We start from the raw sequence: 13,419 nt of genomic DNA on the forward strand, positions 1-13,419 counted from the left end.
GCATCTTCACCGAAAGCACATAGGCACAGCGCTCCCAGATATCGTCAGCCGTCAGCTTCACGCCACGAGGGAGCAAGTTACGGAATTCACAGAACTCACGCATCGCATCCAACAAACCTTGGCGCAGACCATTAACGTGCGTACCGCCTTGCGCTGTTGGGATAAGATTCACATAGCTTTCAGTTACTAGCTCGCCGCCCTCAGGCAGCCAAATTACAGCCCAATCGGCCGCTTCATGCGGGGCACTAAAATCGCCAGTAAAGGGTTCTGCTGGTAACAGCTCATACCCTTTCACACCCTCAGTGAGATAGTCTTTTAGACCCGTTTCGTAACACCATCGAATGGTTTCATTGGTGTTTTTATCGGTAAAGACAATCTCTAGACCTGGGCACAAAACGGCCTTGGCTTTGAGGTTACTTTTAAGGCGAGAAACAGAAAATTTCGGGGAGTCAAAGTAAGAGGTATCCGGCCAGAAATGGACGCGAGTACCTTTAGCGCGACGGCCACAGGTGCCAGTTACGGTGAGCTCTTGAACTTTATCGCCATTTTCAAATGCAATTTCATACACTTGACCATCACGTTTAACAGAGACTTCGACACGCTTTGACAGCGCATTCACCACGGATATACCTACGCCGTGCAAACCACCACTGAATTGGTAGTTATTATTCGAGAACTTACCACCAGCGTGCAATTTGCACATGATCAGCTCGACGCCTGACACCCCTTCTTCAGGGTGGATATCAACAGGCATACCTCGACCGTCATCCGTCACCTCAAGGGATTGATCCGCATGGAGAATGACTTCCACCTTCCGAGCATGTCCCGCCAACGCCTCATCGACGCTGTTGTCGATGACTTCTTGACCGAGATGATTGGGGCGAGTCGTGTCTGTATACATACCGGGACGACGACGTACCGGTTCAAGACCATTGAGAACTTCAATGGATCCAGCGTTATAAACTTGATCTGTCATAGATGATTGGTTTCTAAATTTTGTCACATGGTCTGTGAAGGTTCGCTAGCTTGCCAAATAATGACACAGCTGACGCGATCATTCTGTGAGTTACAGTCACAGTCCTAAGAATTGAATAATCTCAGCGGGATATCTATCAAAGCCGACGAAAGCGTGATCGCCGCCCGCCTCAACAGTTTGCTTACATCCCTGATACTTGGAGACGGCTTGCCTGTAATCAAGCACCTCATCACCTTCTTGCTGTAACAGCCACATTGAATCGGGATGTGTAATGGATTCTGTCTCAAGCGCTTTAAGCTCATCCATATGATGAGGTTGCAGCAGGTATTGCTCCCCGGTATACGGGTTTTGTTGCGGGCCAAGATAATCTGCCAGCAACGCATAAGGCTTCACGGCTGGATTCACTAAGGCGGCGCGAAAGCCATATTTGTCATTGAGCCAGGTTGATAGATAACCACCAAGAGAACTACCGACCAAACCGATACAATAGTCACCTTTATATTGCTCAACAAGCTGCTCTAGCTGAGCGGCAGCGTCGGCAGGGTAACAGGCAAGACGGGGAACTTCCAGCTTTATGTCTGGGCGGTTAGTCTCACACCACGCTTTCATTTGCTGCGCTTTTACTGACAACGGCGAGCTATTAAAGCCATGGATATAAAGCAGTAATGAAGACATGATTCAGTAACCTGACGAATTCATATCAGGCTGGAAGTCAGAGCCTTTTAAGCGACCAATCTTCGACGTAATCGTGCCATCTTGATGCAAAGAAATCTCACGCCAGCCCGGGTTGGTTGAATCGAGCGCAAAATCATCAGAATCAGGCAAAAACTGAATACACGTCGACGGTGCAGCCATGACACGACAACCTTTGAACTGAGTGTCTAAATCCTGATGGATATGACCACACACCACGCCTTTGACGTTATTGTACTTTTCGACCAGTGCCCAAAAATCATTTTGGTTGTGAAGCTGATGCTGATCCAGCCATGCACTGCCCGCTGGTAATGGGTGATGGTGAAGTAACACCAAGGTATGACGAGACGGATTCACCGCTAGGGCTTGCTCTAGAAGTATCAATTGCTCAGTCGACAAGCGTCCATGGGGGACACCTTTAACCTGACTGTCCAACATCACGAGCTGCCAGTCTTCTCCCACTAGCACCTGATCGCAACGCACCAGAGTAGATTGTGTCAGCGCTTTTTGCATTTCCGGCTGATAATCATGGTTGCCTGGTAGCCAATAGCAAGGTTGCGACCAATCCGCGATACCTTCTACAAAACGTAGATACGATTGCTCAGTATGGTCTTGTGACAAATCACCCGTTGCAATAATCGCATCAAATTCAATGTTTTGAGATCGAATTTCCTCCACAACGGCCTTATAGCTCGCAGCGGTATTCACCCCCAGCAAACAGCCATAAGGATCTGCGAAAAGGTGGGTATCTGTAATTTGCAACAACCGGACGGTCTGGCTGTTTTGGCTAGTAAGATGGCAAATCCGCAACGTCTTGAAAATCCTGATCATAAATACGCGTTGTCATGTTAACGCGTCAAACTAATAAATAATGTTTTGTTTTGTCATTCCGTTTCGCAAGCAATGCGCCAGCCAGTCGGCAAGGAAAGCATTAATCTGGTGCTTTTCGTCCCGCTGATGCATTCGTGGATTCGGGTAATCATAACGCGGCTGAATCCGAGAAATCTGCTGACTCGTACACACTTCAGCGACACGTGCATCATGATACATACGAACCGTGAGCCGAGGTCTCAAATAATGAGGAATATCCCCGCGCTGCCAAATATCGAGCAAGGTGGTATAACGAGTTGATTCAACAATGTCTAGTTGAAATTCATTGCCTTGAATGTCATAGACACAGAACTCTCCGACATCATCCTGATGTGGCATCAGTCTGAGCAGTTTTGCGTAATTGGTTTCATACATTCGCATCAAGGCACTTAAATCGACCTGATACCCTCGTCTTAACATATCACTACCTGCTTACGGTCAGACGAGTGTGTCACTCAATCTGCTCGCCACCTCTTGAGATTTAATGCCAACCACTGTAATGCAATGATTGATGCTGCGTTTTCAATCTTACCGTCTTCCATCCACTGCATCGCCGTTGTGCGCGGTACAAGATGAACCAATATATCTTCCCCTTCTTCAGGCAAGCCATGTATGCCTTCTGCATCACTGGCGTCAACAATACCCAAGAACAGGTGAATACGTTCAGAGCAACCACCAGAACTCGATAAGTAACTGGTCATCGGCAACAACTCTTTGACTGCAAGCCCTGCTTCCTCTTCGGCTTCACGTACAGCAACCGCTTCTGGCGTTTCATCTTTGTCGATAATGCCCGCGACAATTTCTAACTGCCAAGGGGATGGACTCGCTGCCATCGCGCCGATACGAATTTGCTCAACCAATACGACCTTGTCACTCACAGGATCGTACGGGAGCATCGCTACCGCGTGTCCACGTTCAAACAGTTCACGTTCAATGGTTTCACTCCAGCCACCCGCAAACAGGCGATGACGAAAACGGTATTTAACCATCTTAAAGTAACCATTATAGACAACGTCAGTGTTATCAATATGAACGTCATTAACGCCAAACTGGTTAGGTTGAATTTGCTGTGGCACGTTTTGTCCCATATAGCCTCCGAGCTAGGCGTAAATGATAAGTCTCACAAATATGTGCCCGCAATCATAAACCTTCACTTTTTTGGTATGGATTGCAGAAATATTTGAGTAGCGTCAAGGTTTAGATGTTTTTACAACCAATTTTTCTTAATAAACCCTCATATTGTCAGTTCCAAGTCAGCAAGCATGGTTTACACTAGGCCGAATGCCCTTTGGCAATTTATAAAACGAACAAACGTTCAGGGATTACCTTTATGAAAAAATTGCTCCCCTATTTCATCGGGGTTGCGCTAAGTTCCACGGCCCCCTTGGTCAGCGCAGATGATTTAATTCAAGTATATGAGCAAGCGAAACAAAGCGATCCGCAACTGCTGCAATCAGCAGCGACACGCGACGCTGCCTTTGCCGCCATTGATACGACCCGCGGAACGCTATTACCACAAATTAATCTATCCGCTGGCTACAACTTGATTCGTAACAGTGAAGAGAGCAGCACTGGTCCTTTTGATACCAACACACTAACCGCCGGTGTGGATTTGAGCCAAGAACTGTTCGATCAGAACAGCTGGATCAATTTGGATATTGCGGAAATCACTGCACGCCAAGCCGATGCTGTGTATGCCGTGCAACAACAAGGTCTTATCCTTCGCGTTTCAGAAGCTTACTTTAATGTGCTGCGCGCTATCGATGATTTGATTTTTGTTCAGGCAGAAAAAGCCGCCGTCGGTCGTCAACTAGAGCAAACAAAACAACGTTTTGAAGTTGGGCTATCAGCAATCACTGACGTACATGACGCGCAGGCTCAGTATGACTCGGTATTGGCACAAGAAATTCTGTCTGAGAACACGGTAAGCAACAGCTACGAAGAATTGCGTGAAATCACAGGGCAGCGTCATGAATCGCTGAATATCCTGAACACCAAATCTTTCTCAGCAACTCGCCCAGACCAAACGCCAGAGGCATTGGTCAAGCAGGCTGAAGAAACCAACCTAAGCCTATTGGCACAGCGCATTTCTCGAGACGCTTCGAAAGAACGTATCAGCTTGGCTGAATCTGGTCACATGCCATCACTGACGTTTGATTTGGGTTATGGCTATACCGATCAGGACAACAAAACAGTCCCTACTCGTGATGCAAGCAATAACCAACTGTCTGGTGGTATTAACTTTGCGATGCCGTTGTACTCGGGTGGCTCGATCAGCGCGGGTGTAAAAGAAGCACAATATAACTATGTTGCCGCTTCTGAGCAGCTTGAAGGCACTTACCGTTCAACAGTAAAAGATGTTCGCGCGTTTTATAACAATATCAACGCCAGCATTGGTGCACTGCGTGCGTACGAGCAAACCGTGATTTCTCAGAAATCTGCGTTGGAAGCAACAGAAGCAGGTTTTGAAGTTGGTACGCGTACGATCGTTGACGTACTGGATGCGACACGTCGTCTTTATGACGCGAACCGCAACCTGTCAGATGCACGTTATGACTACATCGTGAGTGTTCTCCAACTGCGTCAAGCAGTGGGTACACTGACCGAGAACGATCTGGTTGAGATCAACAATGGTCTTATCCCACCGAAAAAATAATTTCGCTGAGTAACCAAATCTAAGCATCAAAAAAGGCACCGCAATGCGGTGCCTTTTCTTTCGCTTGAACATTGAATGATGAATACCCAATGTTGAAGATAAAATGCGATCAGTTATGACCGCTTAAAATCGAATTGATAATTTCTGTGGTTGAGCAACCATCTTCGAAGTTCAGCACCAGCACTTCACCACCAGCCGCAATCACTTCTTCACCGCCTGCAATCTCATCAGGTTTGTAGTCGCCGCCTTTTACCAGCAAGCTTGGTAATACTTCACTGATCAATCGCTGTGGCGTTTCTTCGCCAAACGGTACCACCCAATCTACCGCACTCAAGCCCGCCAATACCGCCATACGGCGATCCGTTGGGTTAACTGGACGACCCGGACCTTTGAGGCCGCGAACAGACTCATCGGTGTTTACCGCCACAATCAGGCGATCGCCTAATTTCGCCGCTTCGTTCAAGTAAGCCACATGACCCGCATGCAAGATGTCAAAACAACCATTGGTCATCACGACTTTCTCACCGCGCGCTTTCGCCACTTGAACTGCCGTAATCAGTTGATTCTCTGTCACCACGCCATAGCCAGATTGGTGGCTACCGTGTACCGCTTCTGTCAGTTCAATGGTCGACAACGTTGATGTACCCAGTTTACCAACGACGACACCTGCCGCAGCATTCGCCAGCGCACACGCATCTGCCAGTGATTTACCGGCAGCCAGCGACGACGCCAACACAGAAATCACGGTATCGCCCGCGCCTGTCACGTCATACACTTCTTTCGCCAGTGTTGGCAGGCTCAAAGGTTCATGACCTTCTTGCAACAACATCATGCCGTGCTCGCTACGAGTCACAAGCAGCGCATCGAACTCGAACTGACGGATAAGCGCTAAGCCTTTCTCGATGATGTCGCCTTCCGATAGGCATGCGCCCACAACCGTTTCAAACTCGCTCATGTTTGGCGTTAGCAGTGTCGCACCGCGGTAACGCTCAAAGTCAGCCCCTTTTGGATCCACCAGCGTAGGAATGCCCGCCTTACGTGCCAATTGGATCATCGGCTGTACATTTTGCAATGCGCCTTTGGCGTAGTCAGACAGGATCATCGCTTTGGTTTGAGGCAATGCTGCTTCAATGCGATCTAAAATCGGCTGCACATCCACATTGTGGAAGCTCTCTTCAAAATCTAAACGGATAAGCTGCTGGTTGCGGCTCATCACGCGCAGTTTCGTAATGGTCGGATATTCAGCCAGACCAACGAAATGACAATCCACTTTCAGAGAGCTCAGGGTGTCGTTCAGCACCTGCGCTTGTTCGTCCTGACCGACAAGGCCGATCAGTCTTGCTTTGCCGCCGAGCGCTGCAATGTTCATTGCCACGTTCGCAGCGCCGCCTGGACGTTCTTCGGTTTGGTTGATTTTCACCACAGGCACAGGTGCTTCTGGCGAGATACGTCCAGTCGGGCCGTACCAGTAACGGTCAAGCATTACATCACCAACAACCAGAACGTCGGCTTGCTGATAGTCAGGCAAAGTGAGTTTCATTGTTTTCTCCACGGACAAAGGAACGTCGGCGATAGTACCATAAAGCCTACAAAGCAACAGCCGATTAGGCCCCTCTGCGCGCTCTCTAACACACTGAAACATGCATCTTGGTCAGAGTTAAGGTTACAATGCGTTTCTTCTGTTTATCGATTGAGTCAGGAAACACGTAATCACCATGGGTCAAACCTCAGACGCTCCGACATTTCAATGGTCTTATCTCCATCCAAAGTATCTGCATACCTGGATTGGCGTTGGCTTGATGTTTCTCATCAGCTGGCTGCCTTATCGCGTTCAGCGGTTTTTAGGCCAAAATATTGGCCTGCTGGTGATGAAGCTATTTAAAAGTCGTCGAAAAATTGCCAACCGTAATCTGCAGCTTTGCTTCCCGGAAATGACAGGGGGTGAACGTCACGCCTTGCTAAAAGAGAATTTTCAGCACATGGGTTTGGCGCTTTTTGAAACCTGCATGGCATGGTTTTGGCCTGACTGGCGCATTAAGAAACACATGACGTACGTCGGGTTTGAGCAACTTGAAGAGATTCAGGCCAGTCAGCAAGGTGTGCTAATCATCGCGGTCCATTCCTTTAACCTTGAGTTGGGCGCACGTTCATTTGGCACACATACGTCGGGCTATGGCGTATATCGCCCGAATGCAAATCCCGTGTATGACTGGTTTCAATATCGTGGTCGCACCAGAGACAATGGCGCGATTGATCGTCGCGATGTTAAACGTATGGTTAAAGTGCTGCGTAAAGGCGCACTGCTTTGGTATGCGCCTGACCACGATTATGGTCGCCACCGCTATACATGGGCGCCATTATTTGCGGTAGAGAAAGCATGTACCACCACGGGCACACATTTGCTGGCTGCTGCAGGAAAAGCCAAGGTGATGACGTTTACTATTACGCGAGATCGCGAAGGTACCGGCTACACCCTGACGCTAGATCCGCCAATGGATGCGTTCCCTTACGATGACGAAAAAGCAGCGGCAATTTACACCAACAAGTTTATTGAACGCTCGATCATGCGCGCGCCAGAACAATACATGTGGTTGCATCGCCGCTTTAAGAGCCGACCTGACGGTGAGCCTTCACTCTACGATTGAGAATATTAGGTCCTAGACTCTAGGACCTGCTTTCTAACCCTTCGGTTCCATCAACTGCGACCACGCCTCACGTACCACTTCACGCTCGTGAGCAAAGCTTTCATTGGCCACTTCTACAGACGCATCGAGTAAATTCAAACGGTGGATTTCATCCCGCATCACAACATACGCATCACGCAGAGCAAGAGCCTTTGCCGTATCTAAAATTCCCGCTTGCGCCATGTCTTCGAGAATACGCACATTATCACTCCAACGCGTTAGCGCAGGCTCGTCATGACTGTGAGCAAGCACCAAAAATTGGGTCATAAATTCGATGTCGGTAATACCACCGGGATCTTGTTTGATATGAAATTTCCCGCTTTCTTTGCTGCCAAGATGCTCACGCATTTTTACCCGCATGTCAGCCACGTCTTTTCTCAGCGACGCCACATCACGCGCTTGGGTTAGCACTTGTTTGCGTACTTTGCCAAAGCCTTGTCCTAGCGCCACATCACCATAAATCAATCGTGTGCGAACCAGTGCTTGATGCTCCCACGTCCATGCTTCTTTGTTCTGATAGTCTTGGAAGGATTCAAGCGTCGTCACCAACATACCCGATACACCAGAAGGGCGAAGGCGGGTATCGATTTCATACAAAACACCAGATGTGGTGCGTGTTGAAAACAAATGGACAATACGCTGCGCAAGGCGCAGATAAAACTGCCGCCCATCGATTTCTTTTGGTCCATCGGTATACACATTGTCAGGGCAGTCATGCAAGAACACCACGTCCAGATCCGAGCCATAACCGAGCTCTATACCCCCCACTTTGCCATACCCTACCACCGCGAAACCACGGCCATCTCGCTCAAGTAAATGCTTCGGCTGTCCATATTTTTCAGCCATTTGATACCACGCCTGATTCACCACGGCCTCCACAATGGCTTCCGCTAAATACGTCAGGTGATCGCTGACTTTCATCACAGGCAATACGTCCGCGATGTCTGCCGCTGCAATGCGCAATAATTGAGTTTGCTTGTACTGGCGGATCATCTCCATCTGCTGCTCCATATCCTCTTCAGGGATACGCGCCAAGAAATCGAACAATTCATTACGATACTGATCAAGCGGCGTCGGGTTATAGAGATGCTGAAGATCCAGCAATTCATCAAGCAGAATGGGGTACGAGGCTAACTGCTCTGCGACCATTCGGCTGGCACTGCACAAGCGAACCAACTGCGTAATAGCACCATGATGCTCATCCAACAGCTCAAGATAAGTAGTACGCGTGGCAATGCTAACCAGAAGCTTCAGCACACGTTCTAACACTGCCAAACTGTTCTCACGGCAGACAATGTTACTCAATACCACGGGCATCAGGCGGTTTAATACTTCGCGACCGCGCGGGCCCAAGGTACGCTTTGCTAATTCTTCTTTAAAGCGCAGTAATGCTTGTGCTTTTTCCACCGGGTTCGCCGCAGACATATCGATCAAGATCTTCTCGACCAGATCGGGATCACGTGCCGCATCCCAGATCTCACCAAAATCGGCGTCGATCTTCGTCTCACCATTGTCTTCTTCATCACCAATCAGATCGTCAAAAACCGTATGTACCCCGAGCATATGCGCGCTGATCGCTGCGGTGAGATCATCCCAACTGTTTTCACCCATCGCAATTGCAAGGCGAATTTGATCCAGCGGATTATCCGGTAAGGTCTGCGTTTGTTTGTCGTCTATCGCCTGCAAAAGGTTTTCAACACGACGCAGATAGCGATAAGACGCCTCTAACGTGTCCACTTCAGCTTCAGGCAATAAACCAAGCTCACGAATGGCATAAAGGGTAAAGAACAGGCCACGGCGACGAAGAATAGGATCTCGACCACCGCGTATTAGTTGGAAAGATTGGGCAATGAATTCGATTTCACGAATACCGCCCGCGCCGAGCTTGATGTTATTGGTGAGGCCACGACGGCGAACTTCACTGCGGATCATTGCCTTCATGCGGCGTAAAGATTGGATCGCACTGAAATCGATATAACGACGGAACACAAACGGGCGCAGCATTTGGCGAAGCGTCTGATAACAATCAAACTGCTCTTTGCCCATCACGCGGGCTTTGATCATCGCGTAACGTTCCCATTCGCGTCCCTGCTCTTGATAGTAATCTTCAAGTGCAGCAAAGCTCATCACCAACGGGCCACTGTCACCAAAGGGGCGCAACCGCATATCGACGCGATAGCAAAAGCCATCGAACGTTTGCTGGTCGAGCGCTTTGATCAGACGCTGACCAAGACGCGTAAAGAATTGAGCGTTAGCAATGCTGCGACGTGCACCTTGCGTTTCACCGTTTTCTGGATACGTGAAAATCAAATCAATATCAGATGAAAAGTTCAGCTCACCGCCACCGAGTTTGCCCATCCCCAGCACCAGCATAGGTTGGGGATTTCCTTCTGCGTCACAAGGCGTACCCCATTCAGTGCAACAATGACGATACAGCCAACCGTAAGCCTCCATGATCAGCGCCTCCGCCAACTTAGACAGATGGGAAAGGCTGTCGTCTAGCGTCATGGTGTCATTGAAATCATGCCATGCCAGCCATGTCATTTCCTGTCGGCGGAAACGGCGTAACTCACGCATCAAGCCGTTTTCGTCTTGCTGGCTATCGAGCTTCTCTTTCAATCGCTTTCGATACTGCGGCGCGCGCAGACCTGACGGCAGATTTTCCTCAAGCCAAGGCAGTAAAGTGTCATCGTGCAAAATGGACTCTGCAATGAAATCACTCAATGCCAAAGTGCGAGTCAGCGTTTCGCGCTGCGCACCTTGCCAAGACGCAAGATTGTCTGACTGCTGTTCAGCCAGCGCTTCTAACCTGCGAGCTGCGCAAGTTTCCAGTTCCATGGGCAATGACATCAGTTCCTTTCCTATCGCTAATTGTGGTTGCGAATCGTGACGGCGAATAAGTATCGCTAAATGCAGCCGTCAATTATTTTCATTAATCGCTCGCCTTTAAAATATCACAAAAAAAGCCCGCACAAAGGTGCGGGCTTCTTGATTCGCGTGTAGAAACTACACCGCAAACTCCTTGATTTTCAAATCCAGCGCTTCGGCATTGTTTTGAATATCACCGGAGGTTTCTGCCAACTCAGTCACCACAGTCACCGAGGCTTCCACCAACTCTCTCACATTATTGAGATTAAGGTTCATTTCATCCGTGACCGAGGATTGTTGCTCCGCAGCCGTCGCGATGTGGAAATTCATGTCATTGATCTGAGCAATTTGATCCACAATCAAATTCAGCTCTTCACCCGCCTTGCTGACTGACGCGACACTCTCCACCGCTTCGACCACACTTTGCTCCATCAAACCTACAGCTTGTCGTGCTGACGATTGCAGCTGCGTGATCATATCTTGAATTTCTACCGTCGCTTTTTGCGTACTTTGCGCCAAGTTGCGCACTTCATCAGCGACGACAGCAAAACCGCGCCCTTGCTCGCCTGCTCGCGCCGCCTCAATGGCCGCATTCAGAGCCAGCAGATTCGTTTGTTCAGAGATCCCTTGAATGGTGACCACCACAGAGCTTATCTTCTCAACGCGCTCTTCTACCTGATTCACCACATTGGCAGACTCACGGATATCATCAGACAGCTTATTGATCGTGCCAATGGTATTGCTGACATAGCGCTGACCACTGACGGCCTGTTCACGCGAACTTTCGGTGGCCAGTGACGCAGCGCGAGCATGACCCGCAACGTCTTGTACCGTAGATGTCATTTCGCTCATCGCCGATGCCAACTGATCAATTTCACCAAATTGCTCTTTGGCTGACTCACGGGTTTCATCCATGCTAATCGTCATCACCTCTGCCATTGAAGACAGATCTTCTGATGAAGTGCGCTGTGTTTTAATCACGCTGACCAATTGAAGACGTGTTTTTTCAAGTTCACGCGCCAGCTCGCCAAACTCGTCACCACAATCCATATTGACAGGTTGACTCAAGTTCTTACGCGCCATTTCACGCATGCAATCAATCAAGTAATTGATTTGACGTAACATCAGACGTGACCCACCGAGCAATATCACCATAAACGCGACAATCATGCCCGCTGTCTGCCAAGCAACCTGAACCAGATATGCTTGATAGTATTGATCAGCCGCAGAGTCAGCTTGTGACGCCACAGCCACCCAGTCAGTTCCCGTCACAGGGACGACAAAGCCGTGACGCGCTTGATCGGTAAGATGATATTTGAACTCACCTTGTGTATTGCGCATTTGTTCACCAAGCTGGCGGCCACTTTCCAATGGTAAATTTAACCCTTGGTATGAAGAGATAGAGGGGTGAGCCAACACATCTCCACTAGCACTGTTGGCAAAAAAGACGTATTCATTGCTATTGCTGGTCAGGTTTTCACTTTTTGCCACACGCTCTAGTAAAGCGGCACCCTCTGGCAGCGCCAGCAGCGTTTTTGCCAATTCAGCACTTCGCAACGCTTGGCTATGGCTTTGCGCTTCCGTGATTTCGGTGACCGACGCGCGAAATGCATTGGCATCCCAAAGTTGCTTTGCAAGCAACAAAGCGGTACTAAATACCATTAGTATCACAAGCTTGGGGACGAGTTTGATGTTGCTAACAGCCTTTTCCCAAGGCTTGAATATCATCTGAGACATTCTTGGTGACTCCTTTATCATTGCTTCGCAAAGTTGCGAGACACTAGCGTTGACGCAAAGCGGGTAGATATTCGCCATATTTTTAACGGCAGCAAAGGCAGTTCATAAAGTGATGACAGAGACAAAAACACAAAACTTAGATCTGAATCCAATGAGTTTGTTGAGCTTACTGCTCTCTTTCGTCTCATTATGTGTCGTCAGCACTCTGGTGCTACTGCCTAAAAGTGATCCTCTTTATACCTTATTGCTCGGTGTCGACACGCTGATCTGTATGATTTTTCTGCTTCAACTCTCAATACATTTTCTTAAAAGTGATAATAAACTCACTTATTTGAAAACCCATTGGATAGATATCCTCGCCAGCATTCCTGTTGTGGAAGCCCTGCGCTTCGCGCGTGTGTTTCAGATTTTCAGAGTGATCCGACTGCTCAAGGCGAGCGAACCCTTAGTTTTCTATATGCGAAAAAACCGCAATGAAACGGCCATGGCCAGTATTCTGCTACTGCTGACCGTGCTTATTTCTGCTGGCTCTGCCGCGATTTTTGCTTTCGAAAGCACAGACAATAACGCCAATATTGACAGTTTGACCGACGCTATTTGGTGGATGTTCGTAACGATATCGACCGTTGGGTATGGCGACCACTACCCCGTCACCGCCGCAGGTCGAGCGGTTGCCGTGGTGGTGATTGTCTGTGGGGTCGGTATTTTCGGCGCAGTAACCGGTCTGGTGGCGTCTTATATCACCAAGCCGGAGAAGAAAGAGCAGGAACAAGCAATACGCCAAAGCGTGGTGCTTGAAACCTTATTAGCACAACAACAGCAAATGTTAACGCGCTTGGCCGATATGGAAGCGCGACTTAACATGCTAGCGCCAGCAACTCCCGAGCAAGAAAACATCGCGGATAAACCGACAAAAAAATAGCGCCATCAGGCGC

Annotated in this window: 11 protein-coding genes; 3 read left to right on the forward strand and 8 right to left on the reverse strand. The window is 48.8% G+C overall.

Annotation, left to right across the window (positions count from 1 at the left end; translation table 11 throughout):
- The 5 genes from ACED36_RS05020 to nudF all read right to left on the reverse strand — a co-directional run.
- On the reverse strand, positions 1–976 hold a 976-nt coding region (locus tag ACED36_RS05020; RefSeq protein ID WP_371732869.1), incomplete at its 3' end, for an ATP-binding protein.
- 96 nt (positions 977–1,072) lie between these two features.
- The gene (gene yqiA, locus ACED36_RS05025) at positions 1,073–1,651 is read right to left on the reverse strand and encodes an esterase YqiA (protein WP_017005131.1); all 579 of its coding nucleotides are present in this window, start codon (positions 1,649–1,651) and stop codon (positions 1,073–1,075) included.
- Between the two features lie 3 nt (positions 1,652–1,654).
- Positions 1,655–2,500, reverse strand: a complete 846-nt coding sequence (gene cpdA / locus ACED36_RS05030; RefSeq protein ID WP_371732870.1) for a 3',5'-cyclic-AMP phosphodiesterase — start codon at positions 2,498–2,500, stop codon at positions 1,655–1,657.
- 30 nt (positions 2,501–2,530) lie between these two features.
- Positions 2,531–2,959: a DUF1249 family protein gene (locus ACED36_RS05035; protein ID WP_026024092.1), complete on the reverse strand. Its 429-nt coding sequence runs from the start codon at positions 2,957–2,959 to the stop codon at positions 2,531–2,533.
- Positions 2,960–2,994: 35 nt separating this feature from the next.
- On the reverse strand, positions 2,995–3,627 hold the full coding sequence (gene nudF, locus ACED36_RS05040) for an ADP-ribose diphosphatase (protein ID WP_016958956.1): 633 nt from the start codon (positions 3,625–3,627) through the stop codon (positions 2,995–2,997).
- Between the two features lie 242 nt (positions 3,628–3,869).
- Between nudF and tolC the strand changes: the two genes are divergently transcribed.
- Positions 3,870–5,195 (forward strand): outer membrane channel protein TolC, encoded by a 1,326-nt coding sequence (gene tolC / locus ACED36_RS05045; protein WP_016958957.1) that lies wholly within the window; start codon positions 3,870–3,872, stop codon positions 5,193–5,195.
- A gap of 109 nt (positions 5,196–5,304) precedes the next feature.
- Here tolC and hldE read toward each other — a convergent pair whose 3' ends face one another.
- Positions 5,305–6,735, reverse strand: a complete 1,431-nt coding sequence (gene hldE / locus ACED36_RS05050; protein WP_017005134.1) for a bifunctional D-glycero-beta-D-manno-heptose-7-phosphate kinase/D-glycero-beta-D-manno-heptose 1-phosphate adenylyltransferase HldE — start codon at positions 6,733–6,735, stop codon at positions 5,305–5,307.
- Between the two features lie 175 nt (positions 6,736–6,910).
- On the opposite strand from hldE, the gene lpxL reads away from it, so the two are divergent.
- Complete coding sequence (gene lpxL, locus ACED36_RS05055) at positions 6,911–7,840, forward strand: LpxL/LpxP family Kdo(2)-lipid IV(A) lauroyl/palmitoleoyl acyltransferase (protein WP_371732871.1); 930 nt, start codon at positions 6,911–6,913, stop codon at positions 7,838–7,840.
- A 33-nt stretch (positions 7,841–7,873) separates the two neighbouring features.
- Here lpxL and glnE read toward each other — a convergent pair whose 3' ends face one another.
- Together glnE and ACED36_RS05065 are read right to left on the reverse strand one after the other, a co-directional pair.
- Positions 7,874–10,729 (reverse strand): bifunctional [glutamate--ammonia ligase]-adenylyl-L-tyrosine phosphorylase/[glutamate--ammonia-ligase] adenylyltransferase, encoded by a 2,856-nt coding sequence (gene glnE / locus ACED36_RS05060; RefSeq protein ID WP_371732872.1) that lies wholly within the window; start codon positions 10,727–10,729, stop codon positions 7,874–7,876.
- Between the two features lie 156 nt (positions 10,730–10,885).
- Positions 10,886–12,484 carry a methyl-accepting chemotaxis protein gene (locus ACED36_RS05065; RefSeq protein ID WP_371732873.1) on the reverse strand — a complete coding sequence of 533 codons (1,599 nt, stop codon included), beginning with the start codon at positions 12,482–12,484 and terminating at the stop codon, positions 10,886–10,888.
- A 112-nt stretch (positions 12,485–12,596) separates the two neighbouring features.
- Between ACED36_RS05065 and ACED36_RS05070 the strand changes: the two genes are divergently transcribed.
- Positions 12,597–13,406, forward strand: a complete 810-nt coding sequence (locus tag ACED36_RS05070) for an ion transporter (protein WP_371732874.1) — start codon at positions 12,597–12,599, stop codon at positions 13,404–13,406.
- The last annotated feature ends 13 nt before the right edge of the window (positions 13,407–13,419 follow it).

This window comes from Enterovibrio sp. FF113 (assembly GCF_041439165.1).
Lineage (GTDB): Bacteria > Pseudomonadota > Gammaproteobacteria > Enterobacterales > Vibrionaceae > Enterovibrio > Enterovibrio norvegicus_A.